At 68.6% G+C, this 19,967-nt stretch carries 15 protein-coding genes and 2 pseudogenes; 9 read left to right on the plus strand and 8 right to left on the minus strand.

Annotated features, from left to right (window positions below; translation table 11 throughout):
- Positions 1-76: 76 nt before the first annotated feature.
- Positions 77-1,444 (minus strand): group II intron reverse transcriptase/maturase, encoded by a 1,368-nt coding sequence (ltrA, locus tag OG758_RS08180; RefSeq protein WP_326709360.1) that lies wholly within the window; start codon positions 1,442-1,444, stop codon positions 77-79.
- A gap of 562 nt (positions 1,445-2,006) precedes the next feature.
- Positions 2,007-3,164: an RNA-guided endonuclease InsQ/TnpB family protein gene (locus tag OG758_RS08185; RefSeq protein ID WP_382099626.1), complete on the minus strand. Its 1,158-nt coding sequence runs from the start codon at positions 3,162-3,164 to the stop codon at positions 2,007-2,009.
- A gap of 123 nt (positions 3,165-3,287) precedes the next feature.
- On the opposite strand from OG758_RS08185, the gene OG758_RS08190 reads away from it, so the two are divergent.
- Together OG758_RS08190 and OG758_RS08195 are read left to right on the plus strand one after the other, a co-directional pair.
- On the plus strand, positions 3,288-3,470 hold the full coding sequence (locus tag OG758_RS08190) for a hypothetical protein (protein ID WP_326709361.1): 183 nt from the start codon (positions 3,288-3,290) through the stop codon (positions 3,468-3,470).
- A 416-nt stretch (positions 3,471-3,886) separates the two neighbouring features.
- Positions 3,887-5,518, plus strand: a complete 1,632-nt coding sequence (locus tag OG758_RS08195; protein WP_326709362.1) for a phosphodiester glycosidase family protein — start codon at positions 3,887-3,889, stop codon at positions 5,516-5,518.
- 180 nt (positions 5,519-5,698) lie between these two features.
- Here the strand turns inward: OG758_RS08195 and OG758_RS08200 are convergent, their stop codons facing one another.
- The 5 genes and pseudogenes from OG758_RS08200 to OG758_RS08220 all read right to left on the minus strand — a co-directional run bounded on the left by OG758_RS08200 (position 5,699) and on the right by OG758_RS08220 (position 10,458).
- Positions 5,699-7,291: an alpha/beta hydrolase gene (locus OG758_RS08200; protein ID WP_326709363.1), complete on the minus strand. Its 1,593-nt coding sequence runs from the start codon at positions 7,289-7,291 to the stop codon at positions 5,699-5,701.
- 12 nt (positions 7,292-7,303) lie between these two features.
- Positions 7,304-8,854 (minus strand): alpha/beta fold hydrolase, encoded by a 1,551-nt coding sequence (locus tag OG758_RS08205; protein ID WP_326709364.1) that lies wholly within the window; start codon positions 8,852-8,854, stop codon positions 7,304-7,306.
- A gap of 451 nt (positions 8,855-9,305) precedes the next feature.
- Positions 9,306-9,437: pseudogene (locus OG758_RS08210) on the minus strand (IS5/IS1182 family transposase); the annotation flags it as partial.
- A 27-nt stretch (positions 9,438-9,464) separates the two neighbouring features.
- Complete coding sequence (locus tag OG758_RS08215) at positions 9,465-9,848, minus strand: hypothetical protein (protein WP_326709365.1); 384 nt, start codon at positions 9,846-9,848, stop codon at positions 9,465-9,467.
- Between the two features lie 205 nt (positions 9,849-10,053).
- Positions 10,054-10,458: an ATP-binding protein gene (locus tag OG758_RS08220; protein ID WP_326709366.1), complete on the minus strand. Its 405-nt coding sequence runs from the start codon at positions 10,456-10,458 to the stop codon at positions 10,054-10,056.
- A 369-nt stretch (positions 10,459-10,827) separates the two neighbouring features.
- Here OG758_RS08220 and OG758_RS08225 point away from each other — a divergent pair, with 369 nt between their 5' ends.
- From OG758_RS08225 to OG758_RS08235, 3 genes are all read left to right on the plus strand, one after another.
- Positions 10,828-11,694, plus strand: coding sequence for a helix-turn-helix domain-containing protein (locus OG758_RS08225; protein ID WP_326709367.1), 867 nt, complete (start codon positions 10,828-10,830; stop codon positions 11,692-11,694).
- Positions 11,695-11,723: 29 nt separating this feature from the next.
- On the plus strand, positions 11,724-11,942 hold the full coding sequence (locus OG758_RS08230; protein WP_372563290.1) for a DUF397 domain-containing protein: 219 nt from the start codon (positions 11,724-11,726) through the stop codon (positions 11,940-11,942).
- Positions 11,943-12,027: 85 nt separating this feature from the next.
- A complete protein-coding gene (locus OG758_RS08235) occupies positions 12,028-12,843 on the plus strand; it encodes an SAM-dependent methyltransferase (RefSeq protein WP_326709368.1) in 816 nt (271 codons plus the stop codon).
- A gap of 156 nt (positions 12,844-12,999) precedes the next feature.
- Here the strand turns inward: OG758_RS08235 and OG758_RS08240 are convergent, their stop codons facing one another.
- On the minus strand, positions 13,000-13,983 hold the full coding sequence (locus tag OG758_RS08240) for a DUF1259 domain-containing protein (RefSeq protein WP_326709369.1): 984 nt from the start codon (positions 13,981-13,983) through the stop codon (positions 13,000-13,002).
- A 283-nt stretch (positions 13,984-14,266) separates the two neighbouring features.
- Between OG758_RS08240 and OG758_RS08245 the strand changes: the two are divergent.
- From OG758_RS08245 to OG758_RS08260, 4 genes and pseudogenes are all read left to right on the plus strand, one after another.
- Positions 14,267-15,171, plus strand: a pseudogene (locus OG758_RS08245) (LysR family transcriptional regulator).
- 150 nt (positions 15,172-15,321) lie between these two features.
- Positions 15,322-17,367, plus strand: coding sequence for an NADH:flavin oxidoreductase (locus tag OG758_RS08250; RefSeq protein WP_326709370.1), 2,046 nt, complete (start codon positions 15,322-15,324; stop codon positions 17,365-17,367).
- Between the two features lie 29 nt (positions 17,368-17,396).
- On the plus strand, positions 17,397-18,674 hold the full coding sequence (locus OG758_RS08255) for an aromatic ring-hydroxylating oxygenase subunit alpha (protein WP_326709371.1): 1,278 nt from the start codon (positions 17,397-17,399) through the stop codon (positions 18,672-18,674).
- The gene (locus OG758_RS08260) at positions 18,665-19,762 is read left to right on the plus strand and encodes a hybrid-cluster NAD(P)-dependent oxidoreductase (RefSeq protein ID WP_326709372.1); all 1,098 of its coding nucleotides are present in this window, start codon (positions 18,665-18,667) and stop codon (positions 19,760-19,762) included. Before OG758_RS08255 ends, OG758_RS08260 begins: the two co-directional genes overlap by 10 nt.
- Positions 19,763-19,967: the final 205 nt, after the last annotated feature.

The following is a 19,967-nucleotide window of genomic DNA, read 5'->3' on the forward strand; positions in this document are numbered from 1 at the left end:
GCGGACCGGTTCTCCCGGCCCGCCCCCCACACCACCGGACATGCGGGCCCGCATCCGGCGGTTCGTCTAGCTGATCTCAGGCGGTCCCGAGACGCTGCCACAACCCGTTGAAGGACTTGTAGCCCTGAGCGTCCCAGTAGGCGTTATCCAGGGCGATGGACATCGCGAGGGTTCGGGACGCCTTCCACTTACGGCGTCCCGCAATGATCCGGATCTCATTCGGGATCACATATCCAAGTTTCCGCACCATTCGGTTTCGGTTGTTGGCGTTCTTCCACTCGACCCATCTGACCTGACGAAGCCTCCGGCGGGTCCATTCGTCGAGCTGCCTGAATGTCCATGAGGAGTCCGCGAGCTTGAAGTATGAGACCCAGCCGGTCATGAACCTTTCCAGTTTCTCCAGTCGGTGTTCCATGGACACTCCCCAAGACCTGGAAGTGAACCTCCGGACTTCCTTCTTCAGACGGCGGAGCGCCTTCCGGTCGATCCGGATCTTCACCGGGCCTTTGCCGCCAGGCCGGTAGTAACCGAACCCGAGGAGGGAGACCTTGAACACCGAGGAGACCTTGGACTTCTCCCGGTTCACCTTCAGCTTCAGCCGCTTCTCGATGAAGGTCGTGACCGACCCGAGGACGCGGTTTGCCGCCCGCTCCGACCGGACGAAGACCATCACATCGTCCGCATACCTTAGGAAACGGAGGCCGCGCTCGAAGAGTTCGCGGTCAAGGTCGTCCAGCATGACGTTGGAGAGCAAAGGAGAGAGCGGGGAGCCCTGCGGCGTCCCTTCCTCCGATGCCACGACCTCCCCTTCGGCCATGATTCCGGCCTCCAGGTATCGGCGAATCAGCTTCAGGACCTTCTTGTCCTCCACCCGGCGGGCCACCCGCGCCATGAGCGCGTCGTGATTCACCCGGTCGAAGAACTTGTCCAGGTCCAGGTCCACTGCCCAACGATTTCCGTCTTCGATCGCTCGGCGTCCGACCTTTACAGCCTGGTGTGCCGAGCGGCCCGGACGGAACCCGAACGACGCCCCGGAGAAGTGGGGGTCGAAGACGGGCACGAGGGCCTGCGCAATTGCCTGCTGGATCAAGCGATCCAACACACGAGGGACACCCAGCATCCGCTCCCCGCCGTTCGGCTTAGGGATGGTCACCCGACGAACGGGAGCGGGCCTGTATGTCCCCGCGTCAAGCTCAGCCCACACCTTGGGCCAGTTCAGGGCGATCCACGGCCGCAACTCCTCCGTGGTCATCCCATCAATGCCGGGAGCACCCCGGTTCGCTTCAACGCGCCTGAGCGCCGCGAGCAGGTTCTCTTTCGAGAACACCGTTTCCCAGAGGGGCGGCTCGCGGTAATTGTCGGTCCGGTGGTGCGCCGTCTGGACACTGCGCTCCTCAGACAGGGCAGCCGTATGCACCGGCGTTTCTTTCTGGGGATCTGCCAAGGCAGGCTTGCAGCGGTCATCGTGACCTGATCGAGCAGGCACCCTTCCTTCAATCCACTAAACGTTCGGTCCTTCTCGAGTCCTTGTCGGCCTACTGCCTACCCGTCTCGGTACTACGACCTCTGCTGACTTCTGTCCGGCAAACCGATGGGATTGCTCCTACCGGTCGTCGCGATCTCCGCCGCTGCACGGTTACAGGTGACACCCGGACAGACCTCCCGGAATAAGTACGGTTGCTTTCCCCGGACCGTCGCCGCGTCTACGTGATGGCCTTCTTGGTGAGTACGGGCTTTGACGTGCTGAGCCGCCTTACCCAGTCCATCCCGCCTCTACGCGGTTCTTGTACATCGGTGCCCGGTTTTGCCTCCAGCTTCCTCCGGACCCCACCTCGCGGTGACGCCCTTGCCTTTGGCTAGCGAGTTAGTCTCACCTCTCCTCGTAGGGACTTTCACCCATTAGCAACCGGACATGTCCGGCGTACTCAACTACCCGGTCGTGAAACGACCGGGCTTGGAGGTAGCGCCCGACTGGCTGTTGGGTGGGCTCCTCCGTCCAGACACCCTTATGGGGTGGCAGGGACGCGTGACTCACGCCCCGCAGTCCACACAGCTACGCCCTTGCGGGCGATGTTGTGGGAAGCGTTCCGGTCTGCGTGGGCAACGACCCCGCAGTTCCGGCAGGTGAAGCGGGCCTGGCTTGCCCGGTTCTTCTTGTCGATGTGGCCGCACTCGCAGCACTGCTGCGAGGTGCAGGCGGGATCGACGAAGACCACGGGGACGCCGGCCCTGCGGGCCTTGTAGACGATGAAGTCTGCGAGCTGGGCAAAGGCCCAGGAGTGCAGTGCGACCCGTTGGGGCTTGCGGAGCCGTACCCTCTGCCGGATTCCCCTGAGTTCTTCCAGGGAGATTCCGGCCGAGGTGCGTTCAGCCTCGGTCACGATCGTCTTGGCGATGATGTGGTTCTGGTTCTTCGCGTGGCGCTGTTCACGCCGGTTGCGCTTCTTCAACAACCGCTTGGCGGACTTGGTGCCCTTGGCCTGAAGTTTCCTACGCAGGTCGAGTTGCCGCTTACGGTGACGGTTCAGGCCACGCCCGGCGGATTTGTGGCCGGTGGATGTGGTGGCGATGTTGGCGATTCCAAGGTCCACCCCGATGAAATGGCCGGGCTCGTACTGCTCGGCCTCGGGAACGTCGCACGTCGCCAGCAGGTAGAACACGCCGTCGCGTTCGATCAGGTCCGATTCGCCCTGCCGGTGGTCCCGAAGCGTCTTGAGAGCGTCGGGCGAGCAGGCGAAGCGGACGTTCTTGATGCGCCCGGCGGTTGTCCAGATGCTCACCGTCTGCGCGTCGTACTGCCAGCTCAAACACCGGTCGTCATACGGCTGCGCAGCCTCGGGCCTAAAGGCGATGGGCTTGGACTCCGCCTTGGTACGGCGCTTCGATCCAGGCTTGCCGAGATTCCCGGCGCGGATGTTGGCCCTGAGCGTCGTGTAGGCATCGCGGGTCTTCTTGATGATGTGCTGGGCGGCCTGCGCCCCCAGCCCTCGCGACCGCAGTTCGCCATAGGTGTGCTTGCGCAGCTCGTACTCACGCGGGACACCGTGCTCGAACGCCACCGCCGACACCCAGTTCGCGGCCTCGTTGACCGTGCGCAGCGTCACCGACAACGCGGCGGCCTGCTCGGCCTGCGGCATCAGCTTCACTTGCACGACGACCTTCACAAGGGTGATCGTATCGATGTATGTCACCACGCTGGGAGCCAAACCCCCATATTCGTAGGGGCCGCACGATCGTCCACACCCTCCACGACCGGCGCCGGGAAGGTCGACGGGGCGACCCTGCAGGTGTCGTACGACGGCGGCTCGCGCTGGATCCCGGCCGGCCTGCGCCGGACGGCTGACGGCACGTGGACCGTGGACGTCAAGGCGCCGAAGTCGGCCGAGCATGTGTCGCTCCGCGCCACCGCGAAGGACGACGCGGGCAACACGGTCAACCAGACCGTGGTGCGCGCCTACAGCCTCAAGTAGGCACCATTGCTCCGCGGGAGCCGCGGCCACAAGGTCACGGCTCCCGCGGCGTGGATGGCCGCTCCGCCGCCGTGGGGGTGGGAACGGTGCAGGTGTCAGTACCTCGTGCCCTGCCCGCTGGTCAGGCCCCGCAGGGGCGTTGTCGTGAGTTCCTGCCGGTCGAGGGTGATGGAGGGCACCCTCGGTGATTGCCGGGCAGCTCCGGCCGGCATGCCCTCCATCGGCCTTTACGGGCCCGACGCGCTCTCCCCCACGCAGGTTCTCGATTCAGGGCAGACATCGGCCATCAACTGTCCACCGCACGGTCGTTGACACCCACGACAAGTGGAGTAGACCATTGCGATCCCGCGCACCCGGCGGCTGAGACGCCCTCCCCCATGCCGGTCGCCCCCGTCCCCGTCATGAGGTGGATTTTCATGCGTCACGCACTTGCCCGAGGCGCCGCCCTGCGCTCCTCACGTGTCCGCGCCGGACTCGCTGCGGCCGCCGTACTCGCCGTGGTGGGCCCGTCCCCGCTGCCCGGTGTCGCGGAGGCCGACACCGTGCCCACCAAGGCGACCGAACAGTGGTCGACGCAGACTCCCGCTCCCGGGGTCGAGGTCCGCACCGGCGTCGTCCAGCACCCCGGCGTCACGCACTCGTGGACGGTCACCGTCCAGGCCCCGGTGTCCACCCGGTGGTCCTCGAACGATCCGGACGCACCCGCGAGCTGGGCGGAGGTCTCCACCCGGGACTGGGCCGACAGCACGGCACAGAAACTCACCGCGGCCGGCCTGCGGCCCCGCGTGGAGAGCGTTCAGTGGCCCGCTTACACCGACAGTCCCCACGGGCTGATGGGGTACCGCGTCCGGGTCGGGAACTTCGCCACGCAGAACGAGGCGAAGAGCACGTCGTCGGCGGTCACCGCGGCCGGCTTCCAGCCGACGCTCTCCTGGACCGGCGCCGACAGTCAGGAACCGGCCGACCGGGAGAACGTCCACGTCGCGGTGATCGACCCGAAGACCTTCACCGGAACCGTCGAGGCCACCCACGACGGCAATGTCACACACCGCGCGACCACCTCGTCGGTGGCCGCCAAGCTCAAGTCGCTGGTCGGCGTCAACGGCGGCTTCTTCGTGATCGGATCGGCCGACGGCGTGCCGGGCACCATGTCCGGCATCGGCGCCTACCAGGGTGAACTGGAGTCGATGGCGGTCGGCTCACGGGCCGCGCTGCTCATCCGCGACGGAGGCCGCAGCGCCCGGATCGCCGACCTGACCAGTACCGTCACGGCCCGGGCGGGCAACGACTCGTACCAGATCCAAGGCATCAATCGCAGGCCCGGCACGGTGCGCGACTGCGGCCGTCCCGGCACCACCCCGAGCGAGCTGCCCTGGCAGGACGTGACCTGTCAACTGGGCGACGACATGGTGCAGTTCACCCCGGCCTTCCAGGCCGATCTGCCGACCGGACCCGGTGTCCAGGTCGTACTCGACGCGTCCGGCCGGGTCGCCTCGGTCGGCGCACGTGGCGGACACGTGCCCGCGGACGCACACGTGCTGCAGGGCACCGGTCGCGCGGCGGACTGGCTGACCGAACACGCCGAACCGGGCCACCGGATCAAGGTGACCGAGGCCATTCGCGACAGCCTGGGCAGGCGCGTCGAGCTCCACCGTGGCGACTCCCTCGTCAGTGCGGCCCCGACGCTGGTTCAGCACGGGCGCATCGCCATCGACGCAGCCACCGAAGGGGTCATCGACCCGGAGTACCCGTCGTTCGGGTACGCGTGGGCCAACGTCCGCCAGCCCCGCACCATGGCAGGTATCGACAAGCGGGGCAGGCTGCTTCTGGTGACGGTCGACGGGCGGCAGAAGGGCGGCAGCGAGGGCTTCACGCTCCAGGAGGCCGCCGCGTTCATGAAGTCGCTCGGTGCCGTGCAGGCGCTGAACCTCGACGGCGGCGGCTCCACTGCGATGGCCGTCAACGGCTCGGTGGTCAACCAGCCCTCGGACTCCACCGGCGAACGCGCGGTCGGAGACACCATCCAGGTCCTTCCGGCCGACGACTGACCGCCGCTCACACGAGCTGCCCCCTGATCGCCGTGGCAGAGAAGGCACAGGACGGCACCCACCTGCTGCACGAACTCCGCGACGCCTCCGGCTCCTTGCCCACACCCTGACGCCGAAGCACATCCCAGCGGCTGAGCAGGCCGGGCGAGGAGCCGGACACCACGGCGCGGCCCTCGGCCTTCAGCGGCCGATCTCGAACCGGGGTGGCTTGAGGTCCTTGAGGCATGCGGTATTCGGGGCGGTCGGGGCGTCGAAGAACGAGACGGTGATCTGCTGCGCACACTTCGACGTGGCGAACACGACGTGGGGTTCGTAGGGGACGGTGACGACCTTGGCCTTGCTCAGTGTGCGGGCGACGTACGGCCCGTTGTCCGCGCCGGTCTGGGAGTCGAACCCGCCCGAGAGAGCGAGCGTGGGAATGTCGCTGCGTGTGACGTCCCGGATCGAGCGCGGCGCCGCCGGGACGTTCCAGACGTCGCAGTCCGGGCGCAGGAAGGTGAGCTGCGGGGCCTGGGCCTGTACCGAGTGGGGGAACGACGGGAACGCTTCCTGCCCGCCCCGGAGCGCCGCTTCCTGACTCTCGTACGGCGTCCACTCGCTGCAGAAGACGCCGTAGGAGAGCCCGTGGGCAACCCTTCCGACGGCCTGGGGACTGAGCTTGCCGCCCGCCCACTGCTGGGCGATCCGCTGCGGCTTGCCGTGGGCCAGCTCGTCGAGGGCCAGGGGGACCTGGGGTGCCACGTGGGTGGCGGAGGTCATCCAGTTCACCAGAGCTCCGCCGTCCAGTACAACCTTCACCGGCTTCGCGTGGCCGGGGACGGTGACGGTGGTCGTGACCGGCTTGGCCTCCAGCTGACGCACGAGGCGGTCGAAGGTGGCCGGCAGGTTCGGATAGCGGTGGTTGCACGCGGGCTGGTCGGCGCAGGCCTTGAACAGGCCGTCGAAGCCCTGCCGGGCGCTGCTCCAGGTAGCGGCCGATCCTGCCTTGGACGGCGGCAGAATGCCGTCGATGCCGACCGACCGAAGTCCCTCCGGGTGCAGGCGCATGTAGATGAGCGCCAGGTCGGTGCCGTACGAGATGCCGTACAGGTTCCACTGCTTGATGCGGAGTGCGGCTCGCAGGTCCGCGTAGTCGGCCGCGCTCTCGGTGTCGTTGTAGGCGCTGAGGTCGTTCCCGCGGGCCGCAAGTTGGTCGTGGCAGGCCTTCGTGGCCTCGACGTGCAGACGCTCGGTGGACGGCGCGTCGTAGACGAGGCCGACCGCACGCGCGTTGAACTTGTCGATGTTCGGGCAGGTGAGCCTCGGGGTGGCCGAGTACGTGCCCCGCTGGGACATGAAAATCACGTCCCGGTCGCGGTTCAGGCCGCCGTCGACGGCCATCTTCGCCTCTCCGACCGCGTCATCGCCGGGTCCGCCGGCCAACCACACGATCGGGTCGGCTTTGGGCTTGGCGGCCAACGCCGGCACGATCGCGACGCCGAGCTTGATCTGTCGACCGTTCGGCTTGGCGCGGTTCTCGGGCACGGTGAGCGTTCCGCAACGGGCCCCCTTGAGCTCGGGGATCGGTTCGGGCGTCTTCGGGCACGGGCCCGGCTCGTAGCGGGCGTCGCCCGCCTTGCCGGCGGTCGTTCCGATCGGCCCTCCGGTGTCGTCCCGCGCATGGGCGGGCGCGGCGAGCAGGCCGGTGACGAGGAGCCCCGTCGCCGCACCGGCCACGGTGGCGTGGATCCGTCGTACGGTGCGCCGACGGCTGGGCGCCTGAGGGGAAGCCATCTGTCCTCCCGGTCACTTCGGGGTGATCGTGAACGGTTGCGGCGTGAGACCGGCCACGCAACCGGTGTCGGGCGCGGTCGGACGCGCGAGGAACGAGGCCAGCACGCTTTGCGCGCAGGGCGACTGGGGGACCACCCAGTGAGTGATTCCGGGGATGAGCACGGAGGTCGAGCGGGACAGCGTACGGGCCGCTCCCTTCGCCCAACTCGCCCCGGTCTTAGCGTCGAACGTCCCGGAGACGAGGAGCGTCGGCACCGCGCTGGTAGTGGCAACCCGCTGGACGGCGGCGCGGTCCGGAACATCCCAGAGCCGGCACACGTCGTACTGGAAGGGCAGCTGCGGCACCTGGGCCAGGACCGTGTCAGGCCAGCCGGGGAAGGCCCGGCGCCCCGCTTTCAGCACGTCGGATTCCGAAGAGCCTGGCGCCCATTCGCCGCACGCCACCGATTCCGTCAGCCCGTGCGCGGTCACGCCGACGGCCTGGACCGAGTCGGCCGCGCGGGCTCGCGCGAAGCGGTCCGGACGTCCGTGGCTGAGTTCGTCGATCGCCGCCGGGACGTCCTTGGCCTTGACGGCATTGGCGACCAGCAGGTTCAGCACCGCGCCCCCGTCGAGGACGACCTTCACCGGGTTTCCCCCGCTCGGCGGCTTGGCATTCAGCGTCAGCGGCTTCGCCTCCAGCCTGCGTACCTGCTCCGTCAGGGTGGTGGCGAGGTCCGGGTAGCGGCTCTTGCAACGGGGCTCGGCCGCGCACGCCTCCAGGATGTTGTCGATCCCCTCACGGGCGCTGCTCCAGCCCCACGGCAGGATCGCGCTCTGTGGAGGTGTGACCGAGTCGATCGCCACCGCGCGGATCCCCTTGGGATGCAGGCGCAGGTAGGTGAGGGCCAGGTCGGATCCGTAGGAGTACCCGTAGACGTTCCACCGGGAGATGCCCAGTGCCGTACGCAGGTCGGCGAAGTCCGCGGCGTTCTCGGTGGTGTTGTAGGAGCTCAGGTCGACCCCGTCGCCCTTCAGGCGGTCCCGGCATTTCTTCACCGCGTCCAGCATGAGCCGCTGCGCCGACGCCGAGTCGTAGCCCAGCCCGACGGCCTTCGCGTTGAAGCGGTCGATCTCAGGGCAGGCCAGGTTCGGCTGGTCGTAGAGGTTCCCGCGCTGGGCCATGATGATCAAGTCGCGGTCCTTGTTCAGACCGGAGTCGACCAGGATGGGAATGTCGTCGAAGGTGTCGCCGCCGGGGCCGCCCGCCATGAACACCACCGGGTCCGCGGAGGGCTTGGCCGAGGCGGCCTTGATGACCGCCACGGCCAGCTTGATGGTCCGGCCGCCGGGTCGGCCGCGGTTCTCGGGGACCTCCAGGTGCCCGCACCGTGCCGTGCTCAGGGCATCGATCGGCTCGGGCGTCTTCGGGCAGGGACCGGGCACGAACCGTGCCGGACCCGCCGGGCTGGGCCCGGCCGTGTGAGCGAGTGGTGGGGCGGCATTGCTCTGTGTCGGGCCGAACGCCGCCAGACAGGCCAGAGCGGCCCCGGCAGCCGCCGCGTGGAGGCGGTGCTGTCTCATGGGATTCCGTTCCTCTGCCGTTGTCGAAGGCTGCCCGGCCGGGCAGCGCCGCAGCGGTGTGGGCGGAACACACGCATTTCGACGGTATCGCGGGGTGCGGACTCGCGCACTCCGGCAGCCGCCGACTACGTGCGGGAGGCAATCACCTGGCGGACGGCGGCGGTGTCAGAGGTCCCGGATACGCCGGAACGGGCGGTCGGCTTCCAGCTTGAACGCGCCCTCCAGCAGTTTCCGCCAGCTCACCGCCGGGGCGGCCGGAGGAACATGACACCGATGGGCAGCCCGTCCTCTGTGACGCTCGTCGTGGGCCCGAGATCGAGGGAGTGCCGACGAGTGGACCGTACTGAACCAACTCCGCAGAGGAATGGCCGAAATGAAGCGGGCGAACGAGATCCTGAAAGCCGCCTCGGTGGTTTTGCGAAGGAGCTCTGCCAGCCCCCACGGGGTGACACGGGCGGCCACCAGCTGGACGGGGAACACGGATGCGATTCACGGCCGTGATCAGCTGTGGGGCGTCACCCCACTGTCCGGGGTTTATCAGAACCGCCAGTGGACGGCGACTGCTGTCACTGACCAGGTGCATCAAAGATCTGGACATCGCCGAGCGGGATCACCGGGCCTCGTCGCCGCTCCTCGAAGACAAGGGTGCCCAGGTGTACTGGACGCGCACGCCGTGGTCGTGGAGCCAGGCGGTCTCACGGTGCCGGAGTTCGTGCGCGCACTCCGGGGCGATGGCGCTGGGCCAGCGGACGAGTACCGCGGTGACGTGGCCTGTCTGTGCCAGCTGTCTCACACGCCGCCACCCGCTGCGCTGGACCGGGTCGGGCTCACCGTACGTGTCGGTGACGACCTCGGCGATCGCCAGTCCGCGCTCCTGGGCGAACGCGCGGCCTTCTGTCTGCGCGCACTGCGTGGCCGACCCGGGCGCACCCCGGGCTCGGTCGGCGCATACGTACAGCACGACAGAAGGAGCGGTTTCGCTGTGGGGGGTCATGGGCGCCTTCTGTAGGTGGATCGAGGAGAAGGGGTTCCTCGCCGCGTGAAGGGGACGTAGCGGGGCCGTGCCGTGCCGACCGCGGTCTCTGCCGTTGGACCGGGGAACTCGTCCGGCGCGCAGCAGGCCGGGCCTGGCCACGCTGCATCCGGGCTGTCACTGCCGGGGCGGGCGCCACATTCGGCGCCGGCCGGCGCCCATGGCGTCAGGGGTGAGCCGTCAACTCTGCCCAGACGACCTTGCCTTCGGCCCGCGTCGAGCGTGCGGAGCCCCAGCGGTCCGCGAGTTGCTGGACGAGAAACAGCCCTCGCCCGCTCTCGTCGCCGGGGCCGGCGCGGTGCTCGGGCGGGCGGACCGGGGTGCGGCCGTCGTCGTGGAGTTCGATACGCAGGCACCGCTCGTCGCCGGTCAGCGTGAGGCCACACAGGACATGACCGCTGTCGGTGTGGAGTACGGCGTTCGTGGTCAGCTCGGAGACCAGGAGCACCGCGTCGCACAGTGCGTCTCCGGGCACTTTCCAGGCACGGAGCCGGTCGCGCACGGTGTCGCGGGCGGATCTCGCGCTGGTGCGCAGGGCAGGCAGGCCGAACCAGTACTCCCGACGAGGCACGGTCGTGGCTAAGGCGGGGGTCAAAGCCGGGGCTGGGGACGTGGGCAGGGTCACGGATGTCGCCTTCCAGTGCCTTCCGGGGGGCAGGCGTGGTGTGGGGATGCGGGCTGCAGCTCGAGCGGTGTGAGGCATGCGCCGAGGCAGGCGCCCTGCGGTGGGGCGCCGACGACGGCATCAGCATCACGTCTCCCGTCCGGGCCGGATGCTGCGTCAGAGCTGTGACTTGACCGCTCACATGTCAACTATGCGCGTGATCGTGTTCACGCTGCAACCGACTCGCTGATAATTTCAGCAGTCGAGTATCACCCTGGCGTCGTCTTCAAGTCACTGCCAGAATGGCGTTGTTGATGATCCTTCAGGAGGTTGGGCGTGAGTGAAGCCCGTTCCAGCACGAGCGCGCCGACAGTCCTGCGCATGATCCTCGGCCGCCGGCTGCAGGACATGCGGCTCGGCGCCGGTGCCTCGCTGGAGGACGCGGCAAGAGCACTTCGCGTGAAGACCCTGACCATCCGCCGGCTGGAAAAGGCCGAGGTCGCGCTGAAGCCTCTCTACGTGGAGAAGCTCCTGGAGACCTACGGCGCAGACCGCCAGGAGATAGACGAGTTCGTCGACCTGGCCGAGCAGGCCAACGAGCCCGGCTGGTGGCACTCCTACCGCGACGTCGTCCCCAGTTGGTTCACCGCCTACGTCAGCCTGGAGACCGGCGCCAAGACCCTGCGCACCTATGAGCCCCAGTACGTCACCGGCCTTCTGCAGACTCCCGGCTACGCGCGCGCCGTACTGCGCGGCGGGTTGCCGAACGGCAGCGAGGAGGAGCTCGTGCGCCGCGTGGAGCTGCGGCTGCACCGCCAGAGCCTGCTGGATCGTGAGGACGCCCCCACGTTGTGGGTGGTCATGGAGGAAGCCGTCCTGCACCGGACGGTGGGCAGCCCTGACGTGATGCGGGAGCAGATCGAGCGGCTCCTGGACGTGTCCGAGCTCGCCCACATCAGCGTCGACATCGTGCCCTTCACCGCGGGTGCGCATGTCGGGGCGTGTGCACCGTTCACGTATTTCCGGTTCGAGGAGCCCGAGCTGCCTGACATCGTCTACAGCGAACTCCTGTCCGCCTCCGTCTACTTGGACCAGCGCGCGGACGTGGTCGCCCATCTCGAGGCGCATTCCCGTATGGCGCTGGCGACATCTTCCGAGGACAGCAGGGCGCTCTTGAACCGCATGCGCAAGGAGTACTCGTGACGATCACCGACGAGGGCGTATACAACGGGATGCCGGCCCGCGATCTCGGGGAACAGGGCTGGGAGCGTCCCTGGAGCGGGCCGAACGGCGGCCAGTGCGTCGAGACGAAACAACTTGCCGACGGCCGCGTGGCCGTTCGGCAGTCCACCGACCCGGCCGGGCCGGCCCTGATCTACACGCCGGACGAGATCGCCGCGTTCGTCCGTGGGGTCAAAGAGGGCCTGGCCGATCACTTGGCCGCCGGGTGAACCGGCGGCGGGCAGCAGTAGGGACGACGACACCGGTCCCGTCCTTGGCCTGCGGGCCGACAGACACACACCCGAAGGGGAGAGCATGACCACCAGGCAGGCCGGCCGGGATCTCGACACGAGCAAGGCGCACTCGGCCCGGATGTACGACTACTTCCTCGGCGGCAAGGACCACTTCGAGATCGACAAGGAGGCGGCCCTGGTCGCCGCCCAGGCCCACCCCGGCATCTACGTGACCGCCCGTGAGAACCGGGCGTTCATGCACCGGGCCACCCGTGTGCTGGCGCAGGAGCACGGCATCCGCCAGTGGCTGGACATCGGCACGGGCATCCCGACCGAGCCCAACCTGCACCAGGTCGCCCAGTCCGTCGCGGTCGATGCCCGCGTCGTGTACGCCGACAACGACCCCCTCGTCCTCAAGTACGCCGAACGCCTCATGCGCAGTACGACGCAGGGACGCACGGCCTACATCGAGGCCGACGCCACCGACCCCGATGCGCTCATGAGCGCCGTGGAAGCCTCGGGGGTCCTGGACTTCGACCAGCCCATCGCCCTCTCCCTCAACGCGCTCATGCACTTCATCACCGACCCGCACGACCCGTACGCCATCATCCGCCGGCTGCTCGACCCGCTCCCGGCCGGCAGCGCCCTCGCCATGAACCACTGCACGCCCGACTTCGACCCCGTCACCTGGAACAAGGTCGCGGAGGTCTACACCAAGTCCGGGTCTCCGGTGCAGTTCCGATCGCACGACGACGTCCGCCGTTTCTTCGACGGGCTCGACCTGATCGAACCCGGCATCGTCTGCTGCCACCGCTGGCGTCCCGCCGCTCCCGCCGACGGGACGGAGCCCGCGGACGCCCAGATCAGCCTGTTGGCGGGCGTAGGCATCAAGCGCTGACCGGGGTCGGGCCCCGTCGGTCCGGTCGGCCGGGCGCCTGCGTCCGCAGCGCAGTTGACCCGGGGAAGCTCGGGACTCACAGGGTTGTCGCAGGTCGTGGATCGTGAGAGTCGGCCTGCGGGGATGCCGTGGGGGCAGCGATCCGCCGTCTGCTCGTCATACGCCGCTGGTCGGTACCACGTTGGTGGCATCCACTGCGGGGCGTAGCGCTTTGGCGAGTTCGACGGCGTCGCCCACGGCCCAGAAGTGGGTGAAGAACAGGCGAGGGCTCTCCGTCAGGTGGTGGTTGTGCAGCTCGACGAGCTTGATCCCGCCCCGCCGCAGGGCTCCCAGTACGTTCTGGACCTCCTCGGCGAGCATGACGCAGTCGCCGCTGAGCGCTGCCCTGCCGTTTCCCAGCGGCTGGAAGATGAAGGCGCTGGTCGCGCCCAGACCGGAGGGCAGGACCAGATGGCCGTCGAAGATCGTCTCGCGGCGGGCGAAGACGGCCTTGTAGACCACGCCGTCGCTGGAACCCTTGGCGCCCAGCGCGGCGTCGATTCCGGCAGCGTCCAGGGCGACGGGGCTCGGCGGGCCGGACGGTGTTGCCGGCGGGATGCCGGTGCGGTCGAATCCCGCGCGCAGGCCCTTCGCCAGGGCCAGTTCTTCTTTTTCGTCCTGGCCGTGTCCGTGGACGTGGACCCACCACATGTCGGGGCGATGGGCGGGCAGATGCTTGTGGAGCGCGGTCACCGCGATTCCATTCGCCTGCCAGACATCGATCACCCCCTGCAGTTCCTTCTCGGTGACCGCCACATCGCCCATGCACATCGTGCCGCCGTCGGCGTAGCGGACGAAGGCCACGTGCGCACCCAGCGCGAGCTCCGGCTTGATGACGATGCCGCCCTCGACGACGACGCGTAGATCGTCGCGGGGGTAGGGGGTGTGGTACGTCATCCCTCGCAGCAGGTTGCCGCTGCGGCCCAGCACGTTCGCTACGGGCGCCCAGTCCGACTCGGTGGTGATCACCGGCTTGACCATCGTCCCGTCGGACGCTGTACGAGCGCTGGCCGGCCCCGCCCCGGCCAGCACCGGCGCCAGTGCCGCAGCGGCCAGCACGCGTCGCCGGGAAGTGACCGCCTGTTTGTCTCCAGTCATCATCTGATCTCCTCCATGGCGAGATGAAACCATGAGAAATGTGTGCTATTGGCATTGACTGGGCCCATATAGGCCAGATGGGCTTTTCGAACTATCATCGAACGGCACGTCGAGTGGTGCCAGCTGGTCGCGGCCACGGGGCCCAGCCAGTAGCGAGGTCAGCGCCCGCGGCGACCGCGGCCCCGAGCGACCGCAGCCTCCCTTTGGGGGTCCGGGGCGTTGGGGACAGTTCCGTCAAGCGCAGCGGAATGACACCACTCCGAGGCGTGTCGCGCAGACTGTTCCCATGATTGACTCCCGGCTCCGCATCCTTCAGATGGTCGCCGAGCACGGCACGGTGACCGCGGCGGCGCAGGTCCTGCATTACACGCCTTCGGCCGTCTCGTACCAGCTGCGCCAGCTCTCCGCCGACGTGGGCGTGGAACTGGTGGTCCAGCAGGGCCGGGGGATCCGGCTGACGAGCGCGGCTCGCACGCTGCTGCGTCACGCCGAACGCCTCCGGGCGCAGTGGGAGGAGGCCCGGGCCGAGCTGGCCGCCCTCGGTACCGAGCCCACGGGGCAGATCACGCTGTGCGGATTCTCCACCGCCGCGAGCCGTCTGCTGCCGCCGCTCTGCGCGACGCCCATCCCCATCTGTCGGTACGCATCATCGAGGCCGAGCCCGACCGCTGCTTCGACCTGTTGCTCTCGGAGGAGGCCGATCTGGCGCTCCTGGTGGTCACGGCGGACTCGCCGCCCATGACCGACCAGCGGTTCGATCAACGTCCGTTGCTGGACGACCCGTTGGACCTGGTGGTCCAGGAGGGCCATCCGCTCGTGGACCAGAAGCGGGTCACGCTCGCCGACGCGGCTCTGGAACCGTGGATCCTGGGCAACCCCGGCACCACGTACCACCAGCTGGTGCTGGCGGCCTGCCTCAGCGCGGGCTTCACCCCCGACATCGCCCACTACGCGGACGAGTGGGACACCGGAACCGCGCTGGTCACGCACGGACTGGGAGTGATCCTGGTCCCGCGGCTCGCGCAACTGCGTGACGACTGGCCGGTGGCACGCATCCCGTTGCAGGGTGAGCCGGCACCGGCCCGCCGCATCATGGCCGTCACCCGCCTCGGGGCCCGGGACATCCCCGTCCTCAGACGCGCCGTGGAGACCATCACCGACACGGCCGCGGGGCTGCTGCCGCGGCCGTGACCGCGCCCCACCCGGCGCCGGGGCCGTAAACCTCGGGCCGCCCATCAACCGTGCAAGAACTTTGCACGATCAGCCGCGTATTCCTTTGATTGTCCGTGAACAGCGTCCGCTGCACTCTGGGGGTGTCCACCGCTACTCACGAGGAGCGCCATGCGCACGCGGACAACGGACCCCCTGCTCCAGCCCTTCACCCTCAAGCAACTCACCTTGCGCAACAGGGTGGTCAGCACCTCGCACGAACCGGCCTTCGCCGAGGACGGCCTGCCCCGCGACCGCTATCGGATGTATCACCTGGAGAAGGCCAGGGGCGGCGTCGGACTGACGATGATCGGCGGTTCCGCCGTCGTCTCGCCGGACAGCCCGCCCTCCTTCGGCAATCTGCTGCTCTACCGCGACGGCGTGGTGCCGTGGCTGCGCCGCCTGACCGACGACGTCCACAACGCGGGCGCGGCGGTCATGTGCCAGATCACCCATCTCGGCCGGCGCACGAGCAACTACGCCGGCGACTGGCTGCCCGTCCTCTCCGCCTCACCGCTCCGCGAACCCGCCCACCGCGCCTTCCCCAAGGAGGCCGAGCCGTGGGACCTGGACCGCGTCGTGAGGGACTACGCCGACGCGGCGGCCCGCTGCGAGGACGGCGGACTCGACGGCGTGGAGATCCAGGCGTACGGGCACTTCCTGGACAGCTTTCTGTCGCCTGCGACGAACCAGCGGCGGGACGACCTCGGGGGAAGCCTGGCGAACCGAACTGCTATCCCCCGCCGCGTGATTCGCGCGGTCCGCGCCGCGGTCGGGCCGCACTTCATCGTCGGCATCCGCATGTCGCTGGAGGAGGACCGACCCGGCGGACTCACCTTCGAGGAGGCGTTGGCGGCGGCCCGCCTGTACATCGACGACGGCATCGACTTCATCAGCACCATCCGGGGCACCATCGAGAGCGACGCTTCCCTGGCGAAGGCGATCCCGTCCATGGGGACGCCCTCGGCGCCGTTCCTGGACTTCACCGCCGAGGTCAAGCGCAGGCTCGATGTCCCCGTGATGCACGCCGGACGCATCGCCGACGTCGCCACGGCACGACACGCCGTACGGGAGGGCCTGCTCGACCTGGTCGGCATGACCCGGGCCCAGATAGCGGACCCCCACCTGGTCGCCAAGGTGGCCGCAGGGACGGAGGATCGCATCCGCCCCTGCGTAGGGGCGAGTTACTGCCTCGACGCGATCTACGATTCCGGTGACGCCAAGTGCGTGCACAATCCCGCCACGGGCCGGGAGCTGAACCTCCCACACACCATCGCGCCCGCGGCCGACCGCAAGAAGGCAGTGGTCGTCGGGGGCGGCCCCGCGGGCCTGGAAGCGGCGCGGGTGCTCGGCGAACGCGGACACGAGGTCGTCCTGTTCGAGGCGGGCGACCTGCCGGGCGGGCAGCTGCGCATCGCCGCCGCGAACCCCCGCCGACGCGACCTCCTGGGCATCGTCGACTGGCGCGTCACCGAATGCAAGGTGCTCGGCGTCGACCTGCGCTGCGGGGTGCTCGCCGAAGCGCGGGACATCCACGCGGAACACCCCGACCTCGTCCTCATCGCCACCGGCGGCATGCCCAACACCACCTTCCTCCCCGAGGGCGCCGATGTGGTCTCCGATACGTGGGACGTGCTCAGCGGCGCGCTACGGCCCCAGGGCCGCGTACTGGTCTACGACGACAACGGCGCCTATCCGGCCCTGGACGCGGTGGAGGTGATGGCACGGCGCGGGATCTCCGTGGAGTACGTGACACCGGAGCGCACCCTCGCTCCCGACGTCGGAAGCATGAACGCACCGGCCTACCTTCAGGTCTTCGCCGAACACGGAGTGACCAGCACACTGGCCCACCGACTGCGGTCCGTCCGCCGCACCGAGGACGGGCGGCTGACCGCGACGCTACGCAGCGAGTACGCCGCGCACGAGACGGAACGCGTCGTGGACCACGTGGTGGTGGAACACGGCACTCTGCCCAACGACGACCTCTACCGGGAGCTGCTTCCCGGGTCGAGCAACCTCGGCGAGGTGAACCACCGGGCGCTACTGGCGACCGCACCGCAGCGGGTCGTACGCAATCCCGAGGGGAGCTACCAGCTCTTCCGGATCGGCGATGCCGTCACCAGCCGCAACATCCACGCCGCCGTCCTGGACGCCCTGCGGCTGTGTCTACCGATGTGAAGCAACCAACAGCGGAGAGGGGATTGCTCATGACCGCACAGGTCACCACCACACAGGGCAGCACCACACAGGACAGCACCGCGCACAACCTGGTGGCCCGACGGACCACAGGTCACAGCCTCGAGGGCGCGTTCTACACCGGCCAGGAGTTCTTCGGCCTCGACATCGAAGCGGTCTTCGCCAAGCACTGGCTCTTCGTGGCGACGGACGCCGAGCTGCCCGAACCCGGCGACTACCTCACCCTGGACGTCGGACCGTACTCGATCCTTCTCGTACGCCACGGCGGAGATGACCTCAGGGCCTTTCACAACGTCTGCCGACACCGAGGCGCCCGCCTTCTCGACCAGGAGCGAGGGTCGGTCGGGAACCTCGTCTGCGGCTACCACAAGTGGACGTACGGCACGGACGGCGCGCTGCGCCACGCGCCCTCCCAGCCACCCGACTTCGACCCCGGATGCTTCGGGCTGAAACCGGTCCACATGCGCAGCGTCGGCGGACTCGTGTTCGTCTGTGTCGCCGAGGAGCCGCCGGCCGACTTCGCGGAGGTCGCCGCCCTCATCGAGCCGTACCTGCTGCCGCACCGGCTGCGCGAGGCCAAGGTGGCGGCGCGGGTCGACCTCGTCGAGGACGGCAACTGGAAGCTCGTCATGGAGAACAACCGCGAGTGCTACCACTGCGACAGCCACCCCGAACTGCTGCGCTCGTTCTTCCCCACCTACGGCTGCACCGAGGCCGACGTTCCCCCTCAGCTCCGTTCCGCGCACGAGCGCTACCTGCGAGCCGACGCCGAACTGCGGGCGACGTACGACCGGCTCGGCCTCCCGTTCGCACTCATCGAGGAGCTGGACACACGTGTCTCCGGATTCCGGATCCAGCGCGACGCGCTCGACCTCGCCGGTGAGTCGTTCACCCCGGACGGCACGGCCGCCTGCCGGCGTCTCCTGGGCGACCTGCCCACGGCCCGCCTCGGACATCTGTCGCTGCATCTGCAGCCCAACGCCTGGTTCCACGTCCTCAGCGACCACGCGGTCACCTTCTCGGTGCTGCCCGTCGCCCCCGGCAAGACGGCCCTTCGCACGACGTGGCTCGTCCATCCGGACGCCGAGGAAGGCGTGGACTACGACCTGGGCACGCTGATGAAGGTCTGGAGGGCGACGAACGAGCAGGATGCCCGCCTCGTCGCCCGAACCCAGCAGGGCGTGGGCAGTCCGGCGTACGAGCCGGGCCCGTACGCCCCGACGGAGTACCAGGTCGAGGCGTTCTGCAACTGGTACGTCACCCGACTCCGGGAGCACCTGTGGCGGTGAAGCAGCCGGACAACGTCCTCCCCTCAGCGCGGGACGAAATCCTCCGTACGTCAGGAGACGGGCCCACGGAACAACTACTGCTCTGCACAGGGGTCGAGAGCACGACACACGACGTCAAAACCTTCACGTTCGAGCCTGTCGGCCCTGCCGGGCCCCGTCCGCTGCGCCACGCCCCGGGGCAGTACCTCACGTTCACGTTCGAGATCGGCGGAGCCGAGTTCCACCGCTGCTACACGATCGCGTCCCCGCCGACCCGTCCGCACACCGCCTCGATCACCGTCAAGCGCGTTCCCGGCGGGACGGTCTCCAACTGGCTGCACGACCACCTGACTCCGGGTACGGCACTCCACTCCAGGGGCCCACTCGGCGAGTTCTCGATGCACAGCCACCCGGCCGACAAGTACCTCTTCCTCTCCGCCGGAAGCGGCATCACACCTGCCATGTCAATGACCAGAACGCTCTACGACCTGGCCGATCCGGCTGACGTCATCTTCGTGAACAGCGCCCACTCCCCCGAAGACATCATCTTCCGGCGGGAGTTGGAACGGATCACGGCCACCTCAAAGAACATCCGGGTCACCCATATCTGCGAGGCCGAGGCCCCGACGGAACACTGGAACGGCCACCGGGGCCGCCTGACCCTCGACGTGCTGAGGCAGATCGCCCCCGACTTCCGCGACCGGGAAGTCTTCACCTGCGGTCCGCCGCCCTACATGGACGCCGTCCGCCGGATGCTCACGGACGCGGGCTTCCCCACGGAACACCACCACCAGGAGACCTTCGAAGCACCGCCCCCAACCGGCACGCCACCCGCCGCAGACACTCCGACCTTCGCGGTGGAACTCACCCGCAGCGGGCTGACCATCGAGTGCGACGCCGCCACTCCACTCCTGGAAGCGGCATCGCGATCGGGCATCACCCTGCCGTCCTCCTGCGGCCAGGGAATGTGCGGCTCCTGCATGGCCACGCTGGTCAAGGGGGCAGTCGAGATGCAGCACAACGGCGGCATCTCCCCGCGCGACAGAGCACAGAACAAGATCCTTCTCTGCTGCTCAACGCCCCTTGAGGATCTGGCGGTTGATGCCTGAACGACGCCCCCCCCCCCCCCGCAAGGGCGTGATCGGGAAGTTGCTGTTGCGCTGGGTGGGCAGGGTGCCCACCTCTCTTTCCCGGATCGCGAGGTTCTTGGCCTGCTGGACGGTCCGCTGGGCGGCGGGGTGGGTGGGTGACGCCGGCGATGTGGACGCGCCTCGTGCCGTGCTCGATGAAGACCAGCACGTACAGACGCTTGAG

Source organism: Streptomyces sp. NBC_01474 (assembly GCF_035918215.1).
In the GTDB taxonomy this organism is placed as follows: Bacteria; Actinomycetota; Actinomycetes; order Streptomycetales; family Streptomycetaceae; genus Streptomyces; species Streptomyces aureus.